The organism is Mesorhizobium sp. CA10, from assembly GCF_020165285.1.
Taxonomy (GTDB): Bacteria; Pseudomonadota; Alphaproteobacteria; order Rhizobiales; family Rhizobiaceae; genus Mesorhizobium.
On the sequence record NZ_JAIUHV010000002.1, the window covers coordinates 716,188 to 739,903 of the forward strand.

The 23,716-nt window shown below is 63.7% G+C and carries 29 protein-coding genes; 15 read left to right on the forward strand and 14 right to left on the reverse strand.

Annotated features, from left to right (window positions below; all coding sequences use genetic code 11):
* Positions 1–40 precede the first annotated feature (40 nt).
* The 3 genes from trxA to LB535_RS06850 all read left to right on the forward strand — a co-directional run bounded on the left by trxA (position 41) and on the right by LB535_RS06850 (position 1,596).
* Positions 41–364, forward strand: coding sequence for a thioredoxin (trxA, locus tag LB535_RS06840; RefSeq protein WP_095767992.1), 324 nt, complete (start codon positions 41–43; stop codon positions 362–364).
* A 131-nt stretch (positions 365–495) separates the two neighbouring features.
* Positions 496–777 carry a cupin domain-containing protein gene (locus LB535_RS06845; protein WP_140546375.1) on the forward strand — a complete coding sequence of 94 codons (282 nt, stop codon included), beginning with the start codon at positions 496–498 and terminating at the stop codon, positions 775–777.
* Between the two features lie 54 nt (positions 778–831).
* Positions 832–1,596 carry a TSUP family transporter gene (locus LB535_RS06850; protein ID WP_224631635.1) on the forward strand — a complete coding sequence of 255 codons (765 nt, stop codon included), beginning with the start codon at positions 832–834 and terminating at the stop codon, positions 1,594–1,596.
* Positions 1,597–1,632: 36 nt separating this feature from the next.
* Here the strand turns inward: LB535_RS06850 and LB535_RS06855 are convergent, their stop codons facing one another.
* From LB535_RS06855 to LB535_RS06880, 6 genes are all read right to left on the reverse strand, one after another.
* Positions 1,633–2,052, reverse strand: a complete 420-nt coding sequence (locus tag LB535_RS06855; protein ID WP_224631636.1) for a VOC family protein — start codon at positions 2,050–2,052, stop codon at positions 1,633–1,635.
* Between the two features lie 52 nt (positions 2,053–2,104).
* Positions 2,105–3,430, reverse strand: coding sequence for a bifunctional folylpolyglutamate synthase/dihydrofolate synthase (locus tag LB535_RS06860; protein ID WP_224631637.1), 1,326 nt, complete (start codon positions 3,428–3,430; stop codon positions 2,105–2,107).
* Between the two features lie 255 nt (positions 3,431–3,685).
* Complete coding sequence (gene accD, locus LB535_RS06865) at positions 3,686–4,612, reverse strand: acetyl-CoA carboxylase, carboxyltransferase subunit beta (protein ID WP_140843501.1); 927 nt, start codon at positions 4,610–4,612, stop codon at positions 3,686–3,688.
* Positions 4,613–4,706: 94 nt separating this feature from the next.
* Positions 4,707–5,546, reverse strand: coding sequence for a tryptophan synthase subunit alpha (trpA, locus tag LB535_RS06870; RefSeq protein ID WP_224631638.1), 840 nt, complete (start codon positions 5,544–5,546; stop codon positions 4,707–4,709).
* 2 nt (positions 5,547–5,548) lie between these two features.
* Positions 5,549–6,799 carry a tryptophan synthase subunit beta gene (trpB, locus tag LB535_RS06875; RefSeq protein WP_224631639.1) on the reverse strand — a complete coding sequence of 417 codons (1,251 nt, stop codon included), beginning with the start codon at positions 6,797–6,799 and terminating at the stop codon, positions 5,549–5,551.
* Between the two features lie 26 nt (positions 6,800–6,825).
* The gene (locus LB535_RS06880) at positions 6,826–7,485 is read right to left on the reverse strand and encodes a phosphoribosylanthranilate isomerase (RefSeq protein ID WP_224631684.1); all 660 of its coding nucleotides are present in this window, start codon (positions 7,483–7,485) and stop codon (positions 6,826–6,828) included.
* A 110-nt stretch (positions 7,486–7,595) separates the two neighbouring features.
* On the opposite strand from LB535_RS06880, the gene LB535_RS06885 reads away from it, so the two are divergent.
* Entirely contained in the window at positions 7,596–7,811 is a 216-nt protein-coding gene (locus LB535_RS06885; RefSeq protein ID WP_095767985.1) for a hypothetical protein, read from the forward strand.
* Positions 7,812–8,136: 325 nt separating this feature from the next.
* Here the strand turns inward: LB535_RS06885 and LB535_RS06890 are convergent, their stop codons facing one another.
* The 4 genes from LB535_RS06890 to LB535_RS06905 form a co-directional block, all read right to left on the reverse strand.
* Entirely contained in the window at positions 8,137–8,895 is a 759-nt protein-coding gene (locus LB535_RS06890) for a M48 family metallopeptidase (protein ID WP_224631640.1), read from the reverse strand.
* A gap of 120 nt (positions 8,896–9,015) precedes the next feature.
* Positions 9,016–9,495, reverse strand: coding sequence for a DUF2852 domain-containing protein (locus LB535_RS06895; protein ID WP_224631641.1), 480 nt, complete (start codon positions 9,493–9,495; stop codon positions 9,016–9,018).
* A 116-nt stretch (positions 9,496–9,611) separates the two neighbouring features.
* On the reverse strand, positions 9,612–10,754 hold the full coding sequence (locus tag LB535_RS06900) for a benzoate/H(+) symporter BenE family transporter (RefSeq protein ID WP_224631642.1): 1,143 nt from the start codon (positions 10,752–10,754) through the stop codon (positions 9,612–9,614).
* Positions 10,754–11,527: an alpha/beta hydrolase gene (locus LB535_RS06905; protein WP_224631643.1), complete on the reverse strand. Its 774-nt coding sequence runs from the start codon at positions 11,525–11,527 to the stop codon at positions 10,754–10,756. Before LB535_RS06905 ends, LB535_RS06900 begins: the two co-directional genes overlap by 1 nt.
* Positions 11,528–11,740: 213 nt before the next feature.
* On the opposite strand from LB535_RS06905, the gene infC reads away from it, so the two are divergent.
* Positions 11,741–12,277: a translation initiation factor IF-3 gene (gene infC / locus LB535_RS06910; RefSeq protein WP_095767981.1), complete on the forward strand. Its 537-nt coding sequence runs from the start codon at positions 11,741–11,743 to the stop codon at positions 12,275–12,277.
* Positions 12,278–12,351: 74 nt separating this feature from the next.
* Here infC and LB535_RS06915 read toward each other — a convergent pair whose 3' ends face one another.
* Positions 12,352–12,510 carry a hypothetical protein gene (locus LB535_RS06915; RefSeq protein WP_224546267.1) on the reverse strand — a complete coding sequence of 53 codons (159 nt, stop codon included), beginning with the start codon at positions 12,508–12,510 and terminating at the stop codon, positions 12,352–12,354.
* Here LB535_RS06915 and LB535_RS06920 point away from each other — a divergent pair.
* From LB535_RS06920 to LB535_RS06955, 8 genes are all read left to right on the forward strand, one after another.
* Positions 12,509–13,156, forward strand: coding sequence for a methyltransferase family protein (locus LB535_RS06920; protein ID WP_224526022.1), 648 nt, complete (start codon positions 12,509–12,511; stop codon positions 13,154–13,156). The genes LB535_RS06915 and LB535_RS06920 overlap by 2 nt on opposite strands.
* 180 nt (positions 13,157–13,336) lie before the next feature.
* A complete protein-coding gene (locus LB535_RS06925) occupies positions 13,337–14,632 on the forward strand; it encodes a hypothetical protein (protein WP_224631644.1) in 1,296 nt (431 codons plus the stop codon).
* Between the two features lie 249 nt (positions 14,633–14,881).
* Positions 14,882–15,085, forward strand: coding sequence for a 50S ribosomal protein L35 (gene rpmI, locus LB535_RS06930; RefSeq protein ID WP_027166935.1), 204 nt, complete (start codon positions 14,882–14,884; stop codon positions 15,083–15,085).
* A 93-nt stretch (positions 15,086–15,178) separates the two neighbouring features.
* The gene (gene rplT / locus LB535_RS06935) at positions 15,179–15,580 is read left to right on the forward strand and encodes a 50S ribosomal protein L20 (protein WP_042637600.1); all 402 of its coding nucleotides are present in this window, start codon (positions 15,179–15,181) and stop codon (positions 15,578–15,580) included.
* A gap of 145 nt (positions 15,581–15,725) precedes the next feature.
* Positions 15,726–16,823: a phenylalanine--tRNA ligase subunit alpha gene (gene pheS / locus LB535_RS06940; RefSeq protein WP_224631645.1), complete on the forward strand. Its 1,098-nt coding sequence runs from the start codon at positions 15,726–15,728 to the stop codon at positions 16,821–16,823.
* Positions 16,820–17,257 carry a GFA family protein gene (locus LB535_RS06945; protein ID WP_224631646.1) on the forward strand — a complete coding sequence of 146 codons (438 nt, stop codon included), beginning with the start codon at positions 16,820–16,822 and terminating at the stop codon, positions 17,255–17,257. Before pheS ends, LB535_RS06945 begins: the two co-directional genes overlap by 4 nt.
* A complete protein-coding gene (gene pheT, locus LB535_RS06950; RefSeq protein ID WP_224631647.1) occupies positions 17,254–19,662 on the forward strand; it encodes a phenylalanine--tRNA ligase subunit beta in 2,409 nt (802 codons plus the stop codon). The genes LB535_RS06945 and pheT overlap by 4 nt, the downstream gene beginning before the upstream one ends.
* Positions 19,663–19,701: 39 nt before the next feature.
* On the forward strand, positions 19,702–20,304 hold the full coding sequence (locus LB535_RS06955) for a nucleotidyltransferase family protein (RefSeq protein ID WP_224631648.1): 603 nt from the start codon (positions 19,702–19,704) through the stop codon (positions 20,302–20,304).
* A gap of 330 nt (positions 20,305–20,634) precedes the next feature.
* Here the strand turns inward: LB535_RS06955 and LB535_RS29040 are convergent, their stop codons facing one another.
* Positions 20,635–20,802, reverse strand: coding sequence for a hypothetical protein (locus tag LB535_RS29040; protein WP_224631649.1), 168 nt, complete (start codon positions 20,800–20,802; stop codon positions 20,635–20,637).
* Between the two features lie 19 nt (positions 20,803–20,821).
* On the opposite strand from LB535_RS29040, the gene LB535_RS06965 reads away from it, so the two are divergent.
* Positions 20,822–21,217, forward strand: coding sequence for a hypothetical protein (locus LB535_RS06965; RefSeq protein ID WP_224631650.1), 396 nt, complete (start codon positions 20,822–20,824; stop codon positions 21,215–21,217).
* Here LB535_RS06965 and LB535_RS06970 read toward each other — a convergent pair.
* Complete coding sequence (locus LB535_RS06970; protein ID WP_224631651.1) at positions 21,203–22,024, reverse strand: Asp/Glu racemase; 822 nt, start codon at positions 22,022–22,024, stop codon at positions 21,203–21,205. The genes LB535_RS06965 and LB535_RS06970 overlap by 15 nt on opposite strands.
* A gap of 40 nt (positions 22,025–22,064) precedes the next feature.
* The gene (locus tag LB535_RS06975; RefSeq protein ID WP_224631652.1) at positions 22,065–23,306 is read right to left on the reverse strand and encodes a D-amino acid dehydrogenase; all 1,242 of its coding nucleotides are present in this window, start codon (positions 23,304–23,306) and stop codon (positions 22,065–22,067) included.
* A gap of 267 nt (positions 23,307–23,573) precedes the next feature.
* Between LB535_RS06975 and LB535_RS06980 the strand changes: the two genes are divergently transcribed.
* The coding region (locus tag LB535_RS06980; protein ID WP_411969539.1) for a GIY-YIG nuclease family protein at positions 23,574–23,716 on the forward strand (143 nt) is incomplete at its 3' end.

The following is a 23,716-nucleotide window of genomic DNA, read 5'->3' on the forward strand; positions in this document are numbered from 1 at the left end:
CCACATTTGGTGCAACCCGAGTTTTCGAAAGGATTTCAGCATGGCCACCGTCAAGGTCGACAAGGGCAATTTCCAGGCCGATGTGCTCAACGCCAAGGAGCCGGTCGTGGTGGATTTCTGGGCGGAATGGTGCGGCCCGTGCAAGATGATCGCTCCGGCGCTGGAAGACATCGCCAACGAACTCGGCGCGAAGATCAAGGTGGCCAAGCTCAACATCGACGAGAACCCGGAGCTTGCCGCGCAGTACGGCGTGCGCTCGATCCCGACGCTGATGATTTTCAAGGGCGGCGAAGTGGCCGACATGAAAGTGGGCGCCGCGCCGAAGACCGCGCTGTCGCACTGGATCAACGGCAGCCTCGCCTGAGCCAATCTGAAGTTTTCAAGATCCAAGCCCGGCCATCGCGCCGGGCTTTTCTTTGGCGTCATGGCTCGTCGCGCTCTGGCTCTCGCCTGCGGGCACTCCGTGTTCTCTGTTCGCAGGAAAGGGAGAGCTCCATGACCGGAACCGCCAAGGCCATAGTTCACGTCGACAATGAGCGCGTCATCGTCACCGAATACCGCTTCGCGCCGGGCGCCAACACCGGCTGGCACCGCCATGGCCACGACTATGTCGTCGTGCCGCTGATGGACGGCAAGGTGAAGCTGGTGACCAAGGACGGCGAATCCTTCGCCGAGATGAAGCAAGGCGCGCCCTATTTCCGCCGGGAAGGCGTCGAGCACGACGTCATCAATGCCAATGACGGCGAATACGCCTTCATCGAAATCGAGCTGAAGTAGGCCGGCCGTGATTGCCGGCTTGCACGTTTCCTTTCCGGCCTCGTGCGGGATGTCGTGGGTCTAACGCCTGTCCTCGCCTTTGCCGGTTTTGCGGCGGTGGCCGCTTATGTCCAGACCCTGACGGGCTTCGCCTTCGGCCTGGTGATGATGGGCGCGATTGCGCTTGTCGGCTTGCTGCCGCTGCCCGATGCAGCCGCCATGGTCGGCATGCTGACCCTGGTCAATGCCACGCAGATGCTGATCCAGGGCGGCTGGCGCGAGATTGCGCGCCGGGAGCTGCGGCTTATCCTGGTCGCAAGCCTGCCTTCGCTGCTCTTGGGGTATGCCCTGTTGGAATGGCTGGCGGACACGCGGGCCGACCTGCTGAAAATCGGACTCGGTCTGGCCATCGTGATGTCCAGCCTGCAACTGGCCATCAGGCCTACCGGCTTGGCAAAACGGTCGTCGGACGCGAGTTTCGTCGGCTTCGGTGTCGTTTCGGGCCTGATGAGTGGGCTGTTTGCGACCGGCGGCCCACCGCTCGTTTATCATCTCTTTCGCCAGCCAATGCCGCACAAACGTGTCCGCGAAACGCTGGTCGCCGCTTTCGGCGCCGCGCAGGTGGTGCGGCTTACCCTAGTGACGGCAAGCGGCAACCTGCCGACCATGTCGCCTGTCGCGCTCCTCCTCGCCATACCGGCCGTAATGCTGATGACCTATGCGGCGCGGCGCTGGCCACCGTCATTGTCGCAAGGGACGATGCGAAAGATCGTCTTTGTTCTGCTTTTCCTGTCAGAGCTCTCGCTGGCGTTGCCCGCCGCGATGCACCTTGCCGTCTAACTTCAACTGCTCATGCGGGCGACGTGTCGCTCCAATTTACCAGTCGGCGACACGGTCGCCGCCGGTGAATTGCGCGCTCTTGGCGGTGTATTCGAACAGCTCGATCTTCACGCCGTTGGGGTCGGCGATCCAGGCCTGGTATGTGTCGTCGCAGGCGAGCTTCTTTGGCGTGACCGCGACGCCTTTCGACCGGATATGAAGGATCGCCGCATCGATGTCTTCCACCTCAAGGCAGAAGTGGTTGATCTGGTTTGCCTCGCTGTAGCTGGATTCACGTTTCTCGAACACCTCGACATGGCTGCGGCCACCGCAGTCTATGTAGAAGCCGAAGATCCTGCCGTCGCGCAGGAAATTGAACCGCGTGTCCATGCCGAGCACGTCACGGTAGAAGCCGCGCGTCGCCTCCAGGTCGTGCGCGAAGATGCAAACATGGGCGAGCTGCTTCACCTTGATCATGGCCGGTTCCTTTCGGCCCCCGCCGAAATCCGCAATGCTGTCCCGGTTCGGCTCAGGTCGGCGGCGTGCCGTTTTCGGCCAGCACGGCGCCGGCGAAATAAAGCGAGCCGCCGATCAGGATGCGCGGCGCCGGGCCGTCCCAAGAGTCGCGCAACAGCATCAGCGCGTTGGCGACGGAGCTGACCGGCTCGGCCGACAGGCCGGCCTCTTCGGCACGCAAGGCCAGCTCGTCGTTGGGAACGCCGGCGTCGCTGCTGGTCACCGGCACGGTGTAGACATGGCGGGCAAGCCCCTTGAAGGCGCTGAAATAGCCGGTCTGGTCCTTGGTGTTGATCATGCCGGAGATCAGGACCAGCGGCCGCGGGTTCTTTTCCTCCTGCTCGGCCAGCGCCTCGGCGATGACGATGCCGGCACCGGGGTTGTGGCCACCGTCCAGCCAGATCTCGGCGCCCTTCGGCGCCAGGTCAACCAATTTGCCTTGGGTCAGCTTCTGCATGCGTGCCGGCCAGGCGACATGGGTCATCGCCCGCTCGGCGGCGCGGTGGCCGATCTCGAAGCCGGCCGCCTTGACGGCGGCGATCGCCGCCGCGGCGTTGGCGTATTGATGGCGCCCCGGCAGGCGCGGCGAGGGCAGGTCCATCAACCCGTCCCCGTCCTGATAGACCATGCGGCCGTTTTCCTCGAAGGCGAGGAAATCCTGGCCATAGACCACGGTCGGGCAATCCAGCCGCTCGGCCGACTCGATCAGCACCTGAAGCGCGGTGTCGCTTTCCTGGGCGCCGATCACCACCGGGCAGCCGCGCTTCATGATGCCGGCCTTCTCGGCGGCGATCAGCTCGACGCGGTCGCCGAGATAGGCTTCATGGTCCATCGATATCGGCATGATCACCGAAACCGCCGGCCGCTTGATGACATTGGTGGCGTCGAAGCGGCCGCCGAGGCCGACCTCGATGATCGCCGCCTCCGCCGGATGCTCCGAAAACAGGATGAAAGTGACGGCGGTGAGGATCTCGAAGACAGTGATCTTCTGGCCGCCATTGGCCTCGGCGACACGCGCGATGGCCTCGGCGAAAATATCGTCCTCGACGAGCTTGCCGCCGCCTTCGGCCGCCAGCCGGTAGCGCTCATGCCAGTTCACCAGATGCGGCGAGGTGTGGACGTGGACAAGGTGGCCGGCGGCCTCCAGCAGCGCGCGCGCGAAGGCGGCGCAGGAGCCCTTGCCGTTGGTGCCGGCGATGTGGATGACCGGCGGCAGCCGATCCTGCGGATTGCCGAGGCGCTCGAGAAGCCCCGTGACGCGGTCCAGCGAAAGGTCGAAGCCTTTCGGATGCAGCGTCATCAGATGTTCGATTTCGCGTTCGGCGGAAAGCGTTGTCATGATGGAATCCTAGAGCGGTTCATCATCTCATGGAATGCAGAACCGCTCTCTCTTTTTTGTTGGCGCAATTCCGAACGGAAAACCGTTCCACACTTTTCCTGGAATTGCTTTGGCGGGCGGTTCCCGAAACCGGGAATCGGTTCGAACGAGCCGTGCGCAAATCAGAGGCTACAGCACGCAACAGGCGGCGCAACTCGCGGTTCGCGGCGAGCGATGTCGCGTCAAGCCGATATATCGCTTCAAGCCGATATCGCTTCAGGCTTGCGCGCGCGCCTCGGCATTGACCACCGCCGGCGGCAGGATCTCCGGCTCCAGCGGCTTCTCGGCCTCCGGCATCTTGAGCAGCATCTTCAAGAGACGGGAAATGGTCCGGCGCATCTCGAGGCGCGACACGACCATGTCGACCATGCCGTGTTCCATCAGATACTCCGCGCGCTGGAAACCGTCGGGCAGTTTTTCGCGGATGGTCTGCTCGATGACGCGCGGGCCGGCAAAGCCGATCAGCGCCCCGGGCTCGGCGATGTGGACGTCGCCCAGCATGGCGTAGGACGCGGTGACGCCGCCGGTGGTCGGGTTGGTCAGCACCACGATATAGGGCAGGCCGGCTTCCTTCAGCCGGTCGACGCCGATCGTGGTGCGCGGCAATTGCATCAGCGACAGGATGCCTTCCTGCATGCGGGCGCCGCCGGAAGCGGCGAACAGGATCAGCGGCCGCTTGCGCTGCAGCGCGACCTCGAAAGCATGCACGATGGCTTCGCCGGCGGCCATGCCGAGCGAGCCGCCCATGAAGGCGAAGTCCTGCACGGTGACGATGACCGGCAGCCCGTCAATGGTGCCGGCCCCGTTGAGGATCGCATCCTCGAGGTTGGTCTTGGCCTTGGCCTCCTTCAGGCGGTCGGTGTAGCGCTTCTCGTCGCGGAACTTCAGCGGGTCCTGGACGACCTTCGGGTTTTCCAGCACCTCGTATTTGCCGTCATCGAAGAAATATTTCAGCCGCTCCTTGGCCGAGATCTTCATGTGGTGGCCGGAAGCCGGGATGACGAACTGGTTGGATTCGAGATCCTTGTGGAAGACCATCTCGCCGGTCTCGGGATCCTTGATCCAGAGGTTTTCCGGCATGTCGGTGCGCCGGCCGAGCATCGAATTGATCTTCGGGCGGACGTAATTGGTGATCCAGTTCATGGCTTCGGCTCCTGTCCTGGAAAGGACTTCAAGCAATTCCAGGGAAAGTCTGTGGGGTTTTCCGGCCGGAATTGCTCAAGAACAAATAGTCGGGCTATTCGGCAGCAGCAAGGCGGGCCGAGCGGACGCCCTGGGCAAGACCGCTGACCAAAGTGGCGACGGCTTCGGCCGGATCGGCTGTTTTGTCGCCCTTGGGGCCGAGCACATTGGCGACCGCATTGACAATCGCGGTGCCGACGACGACGCCGTCGGCATTAGCGCCGATCACACGCGCCTGCTCGGCGGTCTTGACGCCGAAGCCGACGCAGACCGGCAGGTCGGTGTGGCCCTTGATGCGGTTGACAGCCGCGGCCACCTTGCCCGTGTCGGCCAACGCCGAGCCGGTGATGCCGGTCATCGAGACGTAGTAGACGAAGCCGGAGGTGTTTTCCAAAACCTTGGGCAGGCGCTTGTCGTCGGTGGTCGGCGTCGCCAGGCGGATGAAGTTGACGCCGGCCTTCAGCGCCGGAATGCACAGCTCCTCGTCCATCTCCGGCGGCAGGTCGACGACGATCAGTCCGTCGATGCCGCTCGCCTTGGCGTCGGTGAGGAAGCGGTCGACGCCATAGATGTAGATCGGATTGTAGTAGCCCATCAGCACGATCGGCGTCTCGTCGTCGCCGGCGCGGAAGTCGGCCGCCAGCTTCAGCGTCTTCACCAGTGTCTGGCCGCCCTTCAGCGCGCGCAGGCCGGCGGCCTGGATCGCCGGGCCGTCGGCCATCGGGTCGGAGAAGGGCATTCCCATCTCGATAATGTCGGCGCCGGCGATCGGCAGCGCCTTCATGATCGACAGCGAGCTGTCGTAATCGGGGTCGCCGCCCATGAAATAGGTGACCAAAGCCGGGCGGCATTCGGCCTTGAGCTTCGCCATGCGGCGATCGATGCGGGTGGTCATTGTCAGATCTCCATGCCCAGCATGTTCGCCACCGTGTGCACGTCCTTGTCGCCGCGGCCGGACAGATTGACGATGACGATCTGGTCCTTGTCCATCTTGGGCACGATCTTCATCGCATGCGCGATGGCATGCGCCGATTCCAGCGCCGGGATGATGCCTTCGACGCGGGTGGTGAGCTGGAAGGCTTCCAGCGCCTCGTCGTCGAGGATCGGCTCATACTGGACGCGGCCGGAATCGCGCAGCCAGGAATGCTCGGGACCGACGCCCGGATAGTCGAGGCCGGCCGAGATCGAATGGCCGTCGAGGATCTGGCCGTCCGAGTTCTGCAACAGATAGGTGCGGTTGCCGTGCAGTACGCCGGGCTTGCCGGCATTCATCGAGGCGCAATGCTCGATGCCGTCAAGGCCGCGCCCGCCAGCTTCGATGCCGATGATGCGGACGTCCTTGTCGTCGAGGAAGGGATGGAACAGGCCAATGGCGTTGGAGCCGCCGCCGACGGCGGCGATGATGACATCAGGCAGCCGGCCTTCCTGCTCCAGCATCTGGGCGCGGGCTTCCGTGCCGATCACCGACTGGAAGTCGCGCACCAGCTCCGGATAGGGGTGCGGGCCGGCGGCGGTGCCGATCAGGTAATAGGTGTCCTCGACATTGGTGACCCAGTCGCGCAGGGCCTCGTTCATGGCGTCCTTCAGCGTGCCATGGCCGGCGGTGACCGGCCGCACCTCGGCGCCGAGCAGCTTCATGCGGAAGACATTCGGGCTCTGGCGGGCGACATCGGTGGCGCCCATATAGACGACGCAAGGATAGCCGAAGCGCGCCGCGACGGTGGCCGAGGCGACGCCATGCTGGCCGGCGCCGGTCTCGGCGATGATGCGCTTCTTGCCCATGCGCTTGGCGAGCAGGATCTGGCCGAGGCAATTGTTGATCTTGTGCGAGCCGGTGTGGTTCAGGTCCTCGCGCTTGAAATAGACTTTTGCGCCGCCCCCGAGGCCCTTGGCCGAGGAAACCTCACGAAGATGTTTTGTCAGGCCCTCGGCGAAATACAGCTTCGACGGCCGCCCGGCATAATGGGTGGACAGGTTCTGCAGCTCGGCCTTGAACTCGGGATCGGTCTTGGCCTTGTTCCACTGCTCTTCCAGATCGAGGATCAGCGGCATCAGCGTCTCGGCGACGAAGCGGCCGCCGAAAATGCCGAACATGCCCTGCTCGTCGGGCCCGGTGCGGAAGGAATTGGGCATTGCCGGCTTGTTCATCGCCGATCTCCTGATGTGAATTATATTCAGGCGGCGCGGTCGTCGCGCGCGGCCCTGACGGCCCGGAAAAACTGCTCGATCAGCGCCGGATCCTTGATGCCCGGAGCGCTTTCCACGCCGGACGAAACGTCTATTCCGGGCGGGTCGGCCTGTCTCAGGGCATCGCCGATATTGGCGGCGTTGAGCCCACCGGAAAGCATGTATTCGAGCCCGGCGTCAAGGCCGGCAAGGATGCGCCAGTCGAAGGCGACGCCGTTGCCGCCAGGCAATTGCGACCCCTTCGGCGGCTTGGAATCCAGAAGGAAGCGATCGGCGATGCCGATGAAGGATTTTATGCGGTCGAGATCCGCCGCCTCGCTGATGGGCAGCGCCTTCATCACCGGCAGGCCGTAACGCGCCTTGATCTCGGCCACGCGCTCAGGCGTTTCCGAACCATGCAATTGCAGCATGTCGGGCTGCATTTTCGCGACGATCTCGTCGAGAAAGCCATCATCGGCGTCGACGCTGACGGCTGCCGCCAGGGCCTTGCCGCGCGCCGCCTGACGCAAACGGCCGGCCTCGGCGGGCTCGACATAACGCGGGCTCTTGGCGAAGAAAATAAAGCCGACATGGCTGGCGCCGCCGGCAAGCGCGGCGGCCATCGCGGCGTCGGTCTTCAATCCGCAGATCTTGATGTCGAGCGTCATGGCGCGGGCTTGGCACGAAACGGGAAAAGAGTCGAGAAAAAGCATGCTGTTGCCGGTCCGGCGGAAAACACTACCTTCATATAGGAACCACAGGCGGGAGCAGGATAATCATGGCCGACCGGACCGTCGCCGAACTGAAGCAGAAGATCGCGCAGGCGCGCGAGGTGATCGCGCATCTGATGGACAAGGCCGCCTTCAACGGCGCCGAGGCGCACCGCGCGCTGGAATATTTCGGCAGCGATATGTTCGACCGGGATTTTTTGCCGTGGCCGCATACCGAGGAAGGACTGCGGCCGGAGGAGCTGAACGCGGCGAATGATGATTGAGGGGCGGTAGTAGGGCGCCACCTCTCCTTCGTCATCCTAGGGCGGAGCGACGCGAAGCGGCGCGCAGACCCTAGGATCCATGCCGTTACGTCGGCCCAAGAGTGCAGCGATAGAGAATAAAACGCCTTTCCGGGACGCCTCCCGCCAAAGGCAAAGCAATTTCTGAACCGCTACGGCGTTCGCACGTCACGGCATGGATCCTAGGGTCTGCGCGCGTCGCTTCGCTCCTTGCTTCGCCCTAGGATGACGAAGCTGAGATGGCTCGGCTAATCTCCAGCGTTTGCACTAGCAGTGACGGCGTTCTCTGCATTGCCATCCGCTGGAGCTACTCAAAAACAATCGCCTGCAAGGCGCCGCCGTTGCGCTTCAGCCAGTCCTTGCAGCGGTCGGTATCCGGGCAGAGTTTTTCGCACAGCTTCCAGAATTTCGGGCCGTGGTTCATCTCCTTCAGATGCGCCACCTCATGCGCCACCAGGTAGTTTATCACCGCCGGCGGCGCCATCATGATGCGCCACGAGAAGGAGAGATTGCCCTCCGAGGTGCATGACCCCCAGCGGCTGGAGGTATCCTTATACCTTATCGCCTTGGCGCGCTTGCCGATCGTTTCGGTGTGCTTGACCACCAGCCTCTCGATCTCCTTCTTGGCCTCGCGCTTGAGATAGTCGGCGATGCGGCGCGGCAAATGGATGCGCTCGCCGTGGATGATCAGAAGCGGGCCGCGATCGTCGCGCGCGACGGTGACGGTGCCGCGCTTCGAAGGCTCGTGCACGATGCGGTGAGGCACGCCGCGGATCGGGATCCGGATGCCCGGGCGCACCTGCGGCCTCGTCGGCACCTTGGCCAGCCGCTGCTCCAGCCAGTCCTGATGGCGGTCGAGGAATTTCTCCACCTCGCCGCGGCGCAGGCCGGGCGGCACGGTGACGCGCAGGCCCTGGCCGCCGGAATCGATGCGCAGCGTAAGCCGCCGGGCCCTGGCGCTTTCGACGATTTTCAGCGGCAGCGTGCGGCCGGCGACGCAATGCTCGCGCTCGACGACAGGCGTGGGCTTTGGCTTGGTCAGATTGCGAAGGAAGCCGAGGGTCATGGCTGGACGATACGCGATTCGAAAAAAACGGCCAGTGGAGGGAAGCTACATAGGGAACAAAAAAGAAACGGCGCCGCTAAACGCGACGCCGCATATCATACCGAGACGTGTCGCCGGATCTCAGTCGTCGAGCAGGTTGGTACCTTTGCCGCCCTCCGGACCCGCCTTGTCGCTCGAGCTGGTCGAGCTCGGCGCGGTCGACTTGTTGCGGTTGGCCATGAAGCGGTCGAACTCTTCCTGGTCCTTGGCGCGGCGCAGTTCGCGGGCGTACTCGTCGAACTCGGAGAGCATCTCGTCGAGCTTGCGGCGCTGTTCAGCGAGGCGCTCGAGCTCCTTCTCGCGCCAGTCGTCGAAGGCGACGTTGCCGGTGCGGGCCGAGCCGTGGCCCCAGCGGGCCGCCTTTTCGGAGCGACGACGGCAACCGGCGAAGATGCCGTCCGTGGCGCGGTTGACGTCGCGCTTGAAGCCTTCCAACCGATCGCCCCAGATGATGTAGGCGAGCATGGCGAAGCCGAGCGGCCAGAACACCATGAAGCCGATGACCATCAGCGCGATGGTGGCCGGCGTCCAGGCCGGACGGATCAATGCACTTGTGTTCATTTTCTCCCAATCCTTCCATTGGAGACAGCCAAACCGGCTGCGTGGAATCGAAATGGGAAGGCGAAATCGGCGATTCAAGACAAACCCCGCCAAAACCGGCGAAGCACCTGAAATGATTATCGCTTTTTGAGTTTCTCCAGGAAAAGCACCGCCATTCCGGCAACGAGCCCCCAAAATGCCGCGCCGACGCCAAGGAGCGTGAGCCCCGAAGCCGTCGCGGCGAAGGTGACGGTGGCCGGCATGCGTTCGGCCTCGTCCTTCAGCGCGATCGACAGCGCGTTGGCCAAGGGCGCCGTCAAGGCGAGCCCCGCGACCAGCACGATCAGGCTTTGCGGCAGGACGGCGAAGATCGCCACCAGCGAGGCGCCGAAGATCGCGAAGATGAGATAGGCGAGCGCGTAGAACGGCCCGGTCTTCCAGCGTTCGGCCGGGTCGGGATGGACATCGGGGCCGGTGCAGATTGCGGCCGAGATCGCCGCGAGATTGGTGGTCGCGGCGCCGAACGGCGCCGAGAGCAGCGAAAACAGGCCGGTGACGCCGATCAGCGGACCGGGCTCCGGATGGTAGCCCGCTGCGCGCAGCACCGCGAGACCGGAAAGGTTCTGCGAGGCCATGGTGACCAGATAGAGTGGCAGGGCGAGGCCGATGATCGCCGATGCGGTGAATTGCGGCGCAATCAATGTCAATGTCGACAGTTCCGGCGCCGGCAGGCTGCCGACGCGGCCGGTGAGGAAAGCGGCGAGGCCGCCGCCGATCAGCACCACCAGCACCGACAGAGCCGGATTCAACAGACGGATGACGAAGAAGGCGGCGATCAGCGGCAGGATTAGCCAAGGGTCGGCCGGAATGGCCTTCACCGCATTGACGGCGAAGCTGACCAAGATGCCGGCCAGCATGCCGGACGCGACCGAGGCCGGGATTTTCGCGATTAGCCTGGTCAACGGCTTGAACAGGCCGGTGGCGACCAGAAGGACGCCGGTGACCATGAAGGCGCCGACGGCCTGCGGCATCGTAAACCCGCTTGAGGCCGCGATCAGCGCCAAGCCGGGCGTCGACCAGGCAGTGATGACCGGCATCTTGGTGCGCCAGGACAACCACAGACACTCAACGACCATGGCCAGGCAGATCGCCGTTACGCCGCTCGCGGTCTCGATCTGCGTGGCGCCGACCGCCTTGGCGGCGGCAATGACCAGGGCCAGAGTGCCTCCGAAGCCGACGATCGCCGCGACGAAGGCGGATATCGGGATGGAGATGCGCATTATCCGGCCGCCCGCTTGACCATGTCGCCTACGGCCCGCTTAAGCATGTCGAGATCCTCGGGGCGGGACAGGCGATGATCGCCGTCCGGGATCAGCGACAGCGTCACATCGTCGGCGGGCAGCATGGATGCGAGCTTCAAGGCATGGCCGGACGGCACGTCCGGATCGGCCAGGCCCTGCAGGATGTGCACCGGGCAATGAGTGTCGATCGGCCCGGTCATCACCCGATTGGCGCGGCCGTCCTCGATCAGCGCGCGCGTGTAGATATAGGGCTCGTCCGAATAATCGGACGGCTCGGCGAAGAAGCCTTTTTCCCTCAGATCCTGCCGCTGCGCGTCGGTCAGCACCGGCTCGATCAGCTCGACGGTGAAATCAGGCGCCGGGGCGAGCAGCACCAGGCCGGCAACCCTCATGTCGTCCGCCTTGCGCAGTTCCTGCGCCATGCGCAACGCGATCCACGCCCCCATCGAGGAGCCGACCAATACCTGCTTGCCCTTGCTGAACCGGCGAAAGACGGCGAGGCTCTCGGCCAACCACTTCGAGATCGTGCCGTTAGCGAATTCGCCGCCCGACTCGCCATGGCCGGAATAGTCGTGGCGCAGACAGGCGTGGCCTTCGCTCGCAGCCCAGGCGGCAAGCGTCTGCGCCTTCGTGCCCTGCATGTCGGACTTGTAGCCGCCGAGCCAGACCACGCCGGGCGCCGCGCCCGGCATCTGCCTGACGGCGATGCCCGACCCGTCCACATCGATGAAAACCGGAGCGCTGGCGGCCATGAGCTTGTCCTTCCCGCCGGTCTTTTGGCACAGGCGGTGGTTCAACGAAAAGTGCTCGCGGCGTTTCTTTGCTTGGTGCAGACAATTACCAGGCAGCAGGTGATTTTGCGGCGCGGCTATGCTATTGACTCACGCCCCGCGCTCCCCACATAGGCGCGTCCACCTACTTTTGTCTAAAGAACCCAGAACGAAACGGCCGAGGAGACCACGACCATTCGCAGACCTTTCAAAGCAGCGGCACCCACCAAGGACGGGCCGCGCTCCAACCGAGACATCCGGGTGCCCCGGGTCCAGCTTATCGACGCCGACGGCCAGAACCGAGGCGATGTTTCCATCAACGACGCGTTGCTGCTGGCCGAAGAGGCCGGGCTCGATCTCGTCGAGATTTCGCCCAATGCGGTGCCGCCCGTCGTCAAGATCCTCGATCTCGGCAAGCTGAAATACGCCAACCAGAAGAAGGCGGCCGAAGCGCGCAAGAACCAGAAGGTCATCGAGATCAAGGAGATCAAGATGCGCCCGAACATCGACAGCCATGACTACGAGACCAAGATGAAGGCCGTGCGGCGCTTCTTCGAGGAAGGCGACAAGGTCAAGCTGACGCTGCGCTTCCGCGGCCGCGAGATGGCGCATATGGAACTTGGCATGCAGCTTCTGAACAAGGTGCGCGAGGAAGTTGCGACGATCGCCAAGGTCGAGGCGGAGCCGAAGCTCGAAGGCCGCCAGATGATGATGGTTCTGGCGCCGCGCTGACCAGGGATGGCGCGGCCGCCAAAGCGTCGCGTCCATCACGGTTTCGAGAGTTGCCGGGCTCTTTGTATCCCGCTCTAAAATCCGCCCGAATTGCCGGGCACGGCGTCCCGACGATCGGCGGGGCGCCTGTTTTCAACCCGATCGCCAGCCACCTCGACGATCCCTTCGCGATCGCGAGCAATCGACGATCGGCTTTTGCCGATCGCGAACCAATCGACGATCGGATGGGTCATGGTCGATGAAGTGAAGGTCTCAGCCGACAACCAGACTGAGGGGTTGGGCGGCTACCAGCACATGCGCCGGATCGTGCTGGCGGTGCTGATCGTGGTGCTGTTCTGCGCGCTTCTGTTCGGCCAGTCTTCCTTTCCGCCGGACACGTCCGTGCACGAGTCGATCGAGATGTTCGGCGTGCTTTTGATCTTTCTCGGCATTGTCGGGCGGCTGTGGTCGACGCTTTATATCGGCGGGCGCAAATCGGCCGAGGTGGTCACCGGCGGACCCTATTCGATCACCCGCAACCCGCTCTATTTGTTTTCGACCTTGGCTGCCGCCGGGGTCGGGGCGCAGATCGGCTCGTTCAGCGGCATCATCCTGTTCTCGCTGCTCTGCGCCGGCGCCTTCCACATCGTCATCCTGCGCGAGGAGCGTTACCTGAAGGAACTGCTCGGCGCGCCCTACCAGGCCTATCTGGCCAAAGTGCCGCGGTTCTTCCCGAACCTTGCGCTCTACCAGGAAGGCGATACCGGCAGCTTCAGGCCGCGCCTGCTCTTGAACACGCTGCTCGACGGCCTGGTGTTCCTGGTGGCGCTGCCCGCCTTTGAGCTGATCGACGGCATGCAGCAGTCGGGGGTGCTGCCGGTGTGGTTCACGCTGCCCTAAGAGTTGACGGACAGAAGCACTATCGAATTGCCGGGCTAACTTCCGAACATATTAATAGTCTGGCTACACGAATGGTGTAGTGGTGATCGTGGCAAATAAAGCGCCGGGGTGCACTGTGTCGAGCATCAGGTCGGCACCACCACATTTGCGAATGTTTTCCACACGGAGCAAAGCTTGAGGATGAGGACTGCCGTTGCCGCCGTCGGCGGGCTCATTCTCCTGGCTTTGGCTTGGGTGACGGCGACCGCCAACCGCGAACACGCGACCGAGCAATTGTCCTTTACAAAGGACGCCTATGTCGATCACGGAACCTACTTCCGTCTGAAGGTGGATTTTGACTATAAGGGCGAACAACAACACTATGACATTGTTGTTGGCTGCAACGTCCTCAACATTCACTACAAGGACAGTTCCTCGACTTATGAAGCCGGTCTGATCCCAACAGTTTGGGGGCAGCGCATGGGCGACGGTAAGGCGGTGGTGATTCGTGCGCCCGATGCCTGCCGTGGCGACACGACAGAAAACGGCGGCGTGCCCGCGGATTTTCTACCGGTGATGGTCGTCTATGAGAATGCCGACACCATGGCCTTCGGCACGGGCTATATGACTGACGACGCCTACCGAAGCCCGAAATCGGTGCTGAGGTTCGACAAAGCGACGGTCGAGCGCGCTACGCGCGCCGAGTTCGATGCTTTCCGCGCCAATGGCCCACAGAACATCATCACGCGCAGCCAGTATCATTCTGCACAAAATGACTACCAGCTCGCACTTCTGGGCCTCCCGAGGAGCTATCTGGCGTTCGGAAGAAGTTGCTCCGCCTTTTCCCGCTGGAGACTGTCCGGGCCGGAGCGGGAGATCGTGCGCAAGTACCGGCCATCGACCGCTGCCCGCTACTGGACTATCTCCCAGACACTCTTGGACACGACCACCCAAGCCTCCCTTACGAGCGAAATTCGCGAAGCGCGAAAAAAGGCGAAAAAACAGACCCGCGACGATGGGCTGGCCCTAGGGGTAAATGGAGGCTTCTGGCAACCGGACTTCGGGGCACTGCGCCGCGATGGTACACAATTGGTGGGGCTGAAAGCCAGCAGCAAAGGTAGCAGCACCACAAAAGCTGCTGCGTTCTATCCGGCGGACACTTCGATGAGGCAAGACAAATGGCCTGTGGAGCGTACCGCGAGGATTGCCGCGTATGAAACCCTACAGTCGGTAAATACAACAAATATCGATGTCGACGACGGGCGGAACCGAGGCTTCGCTTATTGCTACCTAGGCGACCGGCCGCCAACAAAGGAATTGGGAGACAAGGTGTGGGCCTTGCCTGCGACCACGACCATCGATGGGAAAGATGTGGTAGCGGGTGCTCCGGAGCACTGGGGCTATGGATTTTATCGCGCCGAGCTCGTCTTCGACGGCGATGAATATGTATTGGAACGAGTTCTTTTCAACCTCGAGTCCACAAGAGGTGACGTGTGACTGATAAGCGCTGCGTTAGCACGCTCCGATCTTCGGGAACCTGAGGCGGGCGCGCAGCTTCGGTGCGTGTAGCTTCAGGTGTATCGGCTTCAGGTGTTGCACGCCGGCCATCTTTGATCTATAGGACCGCCGTTCCAAGAAAACCGCCCGGCAGGGCATGCCGTGGCGGTTTCATTTGCTTTTCGGGCTTTGGTCGGCCCGAAGCGAGACAAGAAGCGCGATGGTGCGCCACCAATACGGAGTAGCAAAATGCCCAAGATGAAGACCAAATCGGCCGCCAAGAAGCGGTTCAAGATTACTGCCACCGGCAAGGTGCTTTCGGCTGCCGCCGGCAAGCGCCACGGCATGATCAAGCGTTCCAACAAGTTCATTCGCGATGCCCGCGGCACGATGGTTCTGGCTGAACCGGACGGCAAGAAGGTCATCAAGAATTTTCTGCCGAACGGCCTCTAATCCCTCGGCTTGGAACCACTTTTGTTTTTACGCAATTCCGAACGGAAAACCGCTGAACACTTTTCCTGGAATTGCTTTTAAGGAGATCATGACATGGCACGCGTAAAGAGAGGCGTTACCGCCCACGCCAAGCACAAGAAAGTTTTGAAGGCCGCCAAGGGTTTCTACGGCCGCCGCAAGAACACCATCCGCATCGCCAAGCAGGCGGTGGAGAAGTCGCTGCAATACGCCTACCGCGACCGCAAGAACCGCAAGCGCTCGTTCCGCGCGCTGTGGATCCAGCGCATCAACGCCGCGACCCACGAGCATGGCCTGACCTATGGCCGTTTCATCGACGGCCTCAACAAGGCCGGCATCGAAATCGATCGCAAGGTCCTTTCGGACATGGCTATCCACGAGCCGCAGGCTTTCGCCGCGCTGGTCGCCAAGGCCAAGGTCGCGCTCGAATATCTGAAGAACACCACGCCGAATGCTTTTGAGAGCGCTGTCGCCTAAGCCAGCGCTTCCCAAGCATACGCAAATCTGATTTGGGGAACCCGCGCTGGCACGGCTGGCGCGGGTTTTTCTTATGCCTGATGTAACCAAAATGGCGACGACGAAACCGAAATGGTGACAGTCGCCCGACCGAGAGAGCTTCGCCGTGAACGCCACTGCTGGAAATCTTGAAGCCCTGGAAGGCTCGTTGCTCGCCGAAATCGCCGCGGCTTCGGACGAGGCCGCAATCGAGGCGGTGCGCGTCTCGGCGCTGGGCAAGAAGGGTTCCGTCTCCGAAATGCTGAAGACGCTGGGCGCCATGAGCGCCGAGGAGCGCCAGGTGAAGGGGCCGGCGATCAACGGCCTGAAGAACCGTGTCACCGAAGCGCTCACCCAGCGCAAGGCGGAACTGAAGGATGTGGCGATCGCGGCCCGGCTCGCGGCTGAGAAGGTCGACGTCACGCTCCCGGTTCGCCAATCGCCGGCCGAGCGCGGCCGCATCCATCCGATCAGCCAGGTGATCGACGAGATCGCGGCGATCTTCGGCGATCTCGGCTTCGCCATCGCCGAAGGCCCGGATATCGAGACCGACTACTACAATTTCACCGCGCTGAATTTTCCCGAGGGACATCCGGCGCGCGAGATGCACGACACCTTCTTCTTCCAGCCGGACGAGAAGGGTGAGCGCAAGCTGTTGCGCACCCACACCTCGCCCGTGCAGATCCGCACCATGGAGAAGCAGAAGCCGCCGATCCGCATTGTCATCCCCGGCAAGACCTACCGGCAGGATTCGGACGCCACGCACTCGCCGATGTTCCATCAGGTCGAGGGGTTGGTGGTCGACAAATCAGCCAATGTCGCCAACATGAAGTGGGTGCTGGAGGAGTTCTGCAAGGCCTTCTTCGAGGTGCCGTCGGTCAAGATGCGCTTCCGTCCGTCCTTCTTCCCGTTCACCGAGCCCAGTCTCGAGGTCGATATCCAGTGCGACCGCTCGCGTCCCGGCGAAGTGCGCTTCGGCGAAGGCTCCGACTGGATGGAGATACTGGGCTGCGGCATGGTGCATCCCAACGTGCTGCGCGCCGGCGGGCTCGACCCCGACGAATATCAGGGCTTTGCCTGGGGCATGGGCATCGACCGCATTGCCATGCTGAAATACGGCATGCCGGACCTGCGCGCCTTCTTCGACGCCGACGTGCGCTGGCTATCGCATTACGGCTTCCGGCCGCTCGACCTGCCGACGCTGTTCGGGGGGCTGTCGACATGACCGCACCCCACACCGGGGGCTGTCGCTGCGGCGCGGTGCGGTTCGAGGCCTCGGCCGAGCCGCACCACATCAGCTATTGCCATTGCGGCGATTGCCGGCGCGCCAGCGGCGCGCCGGTGTCGGCCTTTGTCGGCTTCATGGCCGATCAGGTCGCGCTCAACGGCAAATCGCTGAAAAGCTATCGCAACGGCCCGGTGGAGCGCACGTTCTGCGGCATCTGCGGCTCGCCGATCGCCTATACCGACCAGCGGCTCGACAACCAGATCTATTTCATGCTCGGCGCCATGGACATGCCGGCCTATTTCAGGCCGACAGTGCATGCGCATGTGCGCGAGCAACTGCCCTTCCTGCACATGCCCGACGCGCTGCCGCGCGAGCTGAAGACCAGCGTGCCCAGACCTGATGGGCAAGGACCGAACGGAACAGAAGCATGAAATTCACCCTCTCCTGGCTCAAGGACCATCTCGAGACCGACGCCTCGCTTGCCGAGATCGTCGAGCGGCTGACCGCGATCGGCCTCGAGGTCGAACACGTCGACGACAAGGCTGGCCTGAAACCCTTCGTCATCGCCAAAGTGCTGACGGCGGTGCAGCATCCGGACGCCGACCGGCTGCGCGTGCTGACAGTCGATACCGGCGATGGCAAGCCGCCGGTGCAGGTGGTCTGCGGCGCGCCCAACGCCCGCGCCGGCATGATCGGCGCCTTCGCGGCGCCCGGCACCTATGTTCCCGGCATCGACGTGACGCTCTCGGTGGGCAAGATCCGCGGCGTCGAAAGCCACGGCATGATGTGCTCGGAACGCGAGCTGGAAATCTCAGACGAGCATAACGGCATCATCGATTTGCCTGAAGATGCGCCGGTCGGCACCAGCTTCGCCGCTTACGCGCATCTCGACGATCCGGTGATCGAAATCAATCTGACACCGAACCGTCCGGACGCGACCAGCGTCTACGGCATCGCGCGCGACCTCGCGGCGAGCGGACTTGGCCGGCTCACCGGCGGCGGGATCATGCCGCATGCCGGCGAAGGCCTGTGCCCGGTCAAGGTGAAGATCGAGGCGCCCGAGCTCTGCCCCGGCTTCGCGCTGGCGCTGGTGAAGGGCGTCAAGAACGGCCCGTCGCCGAAATGGCTGCAGCAGCGGCTGATCGCCATCGGGCTCAGGCCGATCAGCGCGCTGGTCGACATCACCAACTATGTCACCTTTGACCGCGGGCGGCCTCTGCATGTCTTCGACGCCGCCAAGGTCGCCGGCAATCTCGTGGTGCGGCGCGCCAAGGACGGCGAGAAGGTGCTGGCGCTTGACGGGCGCGAATACACGCTGACGCCGGAGATGTGCGTGATCGCCGACGACAATGGCGTCGAATCGATCGCCGGCATCATGGGCGGCGAGCATTCCGGCTGCGACGAGAACACCACCGACGTGCTGATCGAATCGGCGCTCTGGGATCCGATCGCCACGGCCCGCACCGGCCGCGCGCTCGGCATCATCACCGACGCGCGCTACCGCTTCGAGCGCGGCGTCGATCCCGAATTCATGGTGCCGGGCGTCGAGCTGGCGATCAAGCTGGTGCTCGATTTCTGCGGCGGCACGCCTTCTGAAATCGAGGTTGCCGGCTATGCCGGCCACAAGCCGAAGATCGTCTCCTTCCCGCTGTCGGAAGTAAAACGGCTGACCGGCATCGAGGTGCCTAGAGAGGAAGCCCTTGGCATCCTGACCCGGCTCGGCTTCGAGCCGAAAGGACTGAGCGACGTCGTCAAGGTAGAGGTGCCGTCCTGGCGGCCGGATGTCGACGGCAAGGCCGACCTGGTCGAGGAGGTGATGCGCATCCATGGCGTCGACAACATCTTGGCCCAGCCGCTTACCTCGCATGACGCGGTCAACGGCAGGATCCTGACCACGCTGCAGGTGCGCACCCGCGCCGCCAAGCGCGCGCTCGCCGTGCGCGGCATGATGGAGGCCGTCACCTGGTCGTTCATCCCCGCTAGGCATGCAGAGCTGTTCGGCGGCGGCCAGACGGCGCTCAAGCTCGCCAACCCGATCGCCGCGGACATGTCCGACATGCGGCCGTCGCTGCTGCCGGGGCTGATCGCGGCCGCGCAGCGCAATGCCGACAAGGGCATTGGCGATGTGGCGCTGTTCGAAGTCTCGGGCACCTATGAAGGCGATGGCGCCGACCAGCAGCGGCGCGTCGCCGCCGGCGTGCGGCGCGGCACGGCCAAGCTCGACGGCTCGGGCCGCAGCTGGTCCGGCAATGCCGGGCCGGTGGGCGTGTTCGACGCCAAGGCGGACGCGCTCGCGGCGCTCGAGGCCTGCGGCGCGCCGGTCGACCGGCTGCAGATCGAGCCCGGCGGCCCGGCTTGGTATCATCCGGGACGCTCCGGCACGATCAAGCTCGGGCCAAAGACGGTGCTCGGCACGTTCGGCGAGTTCCATCCGAGGACGCTGGACGGCCTGGATGCGTCAGGTCCGATCTGCGGCTTCGAGGTTTTCGTCGACGCCGTGCCGGAGCCGAAGGCCAAGCCGACGCGCACCAAGCCGAAGCTGGAGCTGTCGCCCTTCCAGGCGGTGAAGCGCGACTTCGCCTTCGTCGTCGACAGGACGGTCGAGGCCGGCACGCTGGTGCGGGCAGCTTTGGCCGCCGACAGGAAGCTGGTCACCGGCGTCTCCGTGTTCGACGTCTTCGAAGGCGCCTCGCTGGGGGCGGCCAAGAAGTCGATCGCCATCGAGGTCTCGATCCAGCCGGTCGAAAAGACGCTGACCGACGAGGACTTCGAGGCCATCGCAAGACGCATCGTCGACAACGTCAACAAGCAGACGGGCGGCGTGCTGAGGGCGTAAGGCATTGCGCAGAGATGGCGAATCGCTCTCCAAAGGGCGATGCACCATCTCCGCTATTCCGGCCTTCCCTTCGAGGAACAGCGCGCTGCCTTCCTGGCCATCATCGCGGCCGATCCGCTGCTGGATGAAACGTTGGCGCGTGTGCGCCAACTCGCGCTGCCGGACTGGCTGGTGGTCTCGGGCGCGCTCTACAACAGCGTCTGGAACCACCTGACCGGCAAGTCGCCGGGCTACGGCATCAAGGATGTCGACCTGTTCTATTTCGACGACGCCGACTTGTCCTACGAGGCCGAGGATGCGGTGATCCGCCGGGCGGCAGGGCATTTCGCGGGGATGGCGCTGCCGGTCGAGGTGCGCAACCAGGCGCGGGTGCATTTGTGGTATCCGGTGAAGTTCGGGCAGGAATGTCCGCGTTATGCGAGCGCCAGCGAGTCGGTGAGCTATTTCGCCTCGAAGACGCATGCGGTGGGGGTCCGGTACGACGCCGACGGAGCTTTGGAGCTGGTGGCACCGTTCGGGCTCGACGATCTTTTTTCGTTTCGCATCACGCCGAACCGGGTGCTGGACAATCAGCGGACGCATGAGGCGAAGGGGAGAAGGGCGCAGGAGTACTGGCCGGAGATTGAGGTGGTGCCGTGGTAGGATAAGTTGGCGCGAGGCACCCCCCTCTGCCCTGCCGGGCATCTCCCCCTCAAGGGGGGAGATCGATGTCGCGTCCGCTTTCGCCAATCGCCAACGTTACGAGGAGAAGCGCCGGCGCCCAAGCTGCCAATCTCCCCCCTTGAGGGCATATGCGCTAAGGTAGCTTTGGCATGGCTTGAAACTTGCGCTTTCGTGGTGGCTCACGCCATCGATGTCGCAAGGCATGGAGCTTTCGGCGCAGGGCTGCCAGGGGTGGCTGGGTAAAGATCGCTGCGATCAGGGAGGCAACGATCTGGCGGGTAGCACGCCACAACAGCGGTCGCCCGTCGCTCAAGGGGGAGAGACACCCAACTCCTGCGAGAGGGGTTCGGTCACAAGCGCGATGAGGAAGTGGGCAAGTATCCAAGGTTTTGCGATCCTTGGGTCTTTGGCGGGAGGCGCGCGCAGCCCGATCAGGCTCTTCAGGCGCTTGAAGGCGAGCTCGATGCGCCAGCGCATGCGATAGAGCTGGAGAACCGTGCCGGCGGGAAACCTCCCGACCCAGCGAGGTCACAAGGATGACGAAGCCGGCTGCAATCAGCGTCTGCGGTTGAACCTTGTTGCCCTTGGCCCTGGCTTCCTTGTTGATTTTGCGCCGCGCTTCTTGTGCCGCGGCCTCGGATTTGCGCAAGGCGATCAGGCGCATCTTCACCGACTCACCTTTCTTGAGGCCCAGCCGGACAGGCGTTTCGAAGACCTCCTCGCGGCAGCTCTCCAGATGGCCGATGAGATCGAACGCCTCGCCGTTGGCGTCGAGTCATCGGGCATTCTTCCACGACGCGCGCACGACAACGTCGCCGCCTTGCGCTATGACCTTTGCGATCCGCTCGGCCTGCAGAATGCATGCGCCAAGCACCAATCACACAGCCGGTAGCGCAAACAACCGGCCGCCGGCGGGCACGACGTCATCGATGCCGGCAAGCCGCAGGCAGTGCCAGGCCATGGCGTGGTTGGAGGAGGTGACGGGAATGCCGATGCGCCGCTCCAGCTCGGCGACCGCTTCCGCCACGCGCAGGCTGGTGCAGGAGATGAAGATCGCTTCCACCCCCGGCACGGTGGCCAGCGTCTCGGCCGCCGCCTCGATCGAGGCAAGCGAGATGCGAGCCGCCTCGCGGTCGTCGCGCCGGTCGAAAGTGGCGACGGCTGATATGTCGAGGCCGCGGCCGGTGAAATAGCGGACCAGGCCCTGGTTGATCTCGGGTGCATAAGGGGTCAGCAGGCCGATGCCCCTGGCGCCGAGCGCCTTGAAGGCGGCCAAAGCGCCGGTGACCGGGGTGGTGCAGGCGACGCCCGGCCGCGCCTTGCGGATCTCGGCGAAGACGGCTTCCTCGCCGAGCGTCATGGTGGCCGAGGTGCAGCCGAAGCCGACGACGTCGAGCGGGATGCTGGGCAGGATCAGATCGACGGTCGGCGCGATGCGCGGGCCGATGGCGCGCAAAGTGTCGGGCGTGATGTCGTTGTCGTTGAACAGGCGCGCCTCGTAGAAGGCGACGCCCGGAATGCGGATCAGCGCGCGGAACTCATGCTCCAGCGTCTGGTCGGTGGCGAGGATCGCGAGCCCGATCGCCGCGCGCGAGGCGAGGCCGCCGTCGATCTCCGACGGAAGGACGCCCAGATCGACTGGCTTGGGGGCGACCGGTCCTGGCGATTGCGGGCGGGTAGCGGCCGCGCTGACAGACATGGCATTCCCTTTCCTGCTCGACCCCCTCGGGATCATGCTCTCAGTTCAAAATTCCGTCCATCGAGATCGCCGGCTTGCGGCCGGCGATCAGGTCGGCGGTAATGCGGGCCGAGCCATGCGACATGGTCCAGCCGATATGGCCGTGCCCGGTATTGAGATAGAGGTTGCTGAGGCGGCGCCGGCCGAATTCGGGCAGATTGTTGGGCGTCATCGGCCGCAGGCCCGCCCACATCTCGGCGCGGTCGTAGTCGGCGCCTTCGGGATAGAGTTCCTCGGTCACCCCTTTCATGAAGGCGAAATCGGCCGGTTTGTGGCTGGTATCGTAACCGGCGAACTCGGCCGTAGCGGTGACGCGCAGCCGGTCGCCGAAGCGCGATACGGCCACCAGATTGTGCTCGTCGATGGCGGCGATGGTGGGCGGCCGCGGCTGGTTGCCGATCGGAATGGTCAGCGAATAGCCCTTGATCGGATAGATCGGCAGGCTGATGCCGACGGTGCTCGCGATCAGCGGGCTGTAGGAGCCGAGCGCCAGCACATAGGCATCGCCCTTGACGCTTCCCTTGTCGGTCCGCACCTGAGAGACATCGTCGCCGGACGTCTCGATGCCGGTGATGGTCGTGCCGGTGCGGATCTCACCGCCGCGCGCGACCACTTTTGCCGCCAGCGCGCGGGTGAATTTCGCCGGATCGCCGGTCTCGTCGGTCGGACAATGGATGCCGCCGGCGATTTTTTCCTTGGCGGAAGCCAGCGCCGGATCGAGGGCGACGATGGCGTCGCGGTCGAGCACCTTGATCAGCTGGCCGTCGGATTCCAGCAGCTTCATATGCTCGACGCCTTTGTCGAGCGCCTGCTGGCTGCGATAGAAATAGAGGATGCCGCGATCGTTGCGGTCATAGTCTATCGCCTCGTCGGCGACGACCTCGTGCAGCACGGATTGCGAATAGACGGCCAGCCGATGCTTGAGCAGCGTGTTGCGCCTGGCCTTCCCGGCCGTGCATTCCATCAGGAACAGCCAGGACCAGCTGTAGAGCCGAGGATCGGCCGAAAGCTTGAAGCGCAGCGCCTGGTCTTTCAGCACCAGCGATTTCAAGAGGATCATGGGCGCCTTGGGCGAGGACCAGACGAAGGAATGGCCGGGCGCGATCATGCCGGCATTGCCCCAGCTGGTTTCGGCGGCGACTTCGGCGCGCCGCTCGAGGATGACGACCTCGTGCCCGTCCTTCTGCAGCTGATAGGCCGTGGTGACACCGACCACGCCGCCACCCAACACGACCACGCGCATGGCGCCTCCGGAGATCGCAAGCTGGGCACAGTTTAGAGGGTGGATGGCGGCGTGCAATGGCACACATACGGAGATGTCGGCGGGACAGCACCCCTCGCAGTCAGGGCGATGCAAATGGCGCTTCGTCATTCTAGGGCGGAGCAAGGAGCGAAGCGACGCGCGCAGACCCTAGAATCCATGCCATGACATTGGCCATAGAATGCAACGGTCCGGAATAGCGGCTGGCATGGCGCCAGATAGGATCGCGACATGACAGGTTACGTCTACATGACCGCAAGCCAGAAGGGCGGCACGATCTATATCGGTGTCACCAACGACCTTGCCCGCCGCATACCCGAGCACAAGAATGGCCAAGGTTCCAGCTTCGCCAGCCGTTGCGGTGTGCAGCGTCTCGTCTGGTACGAGGAATA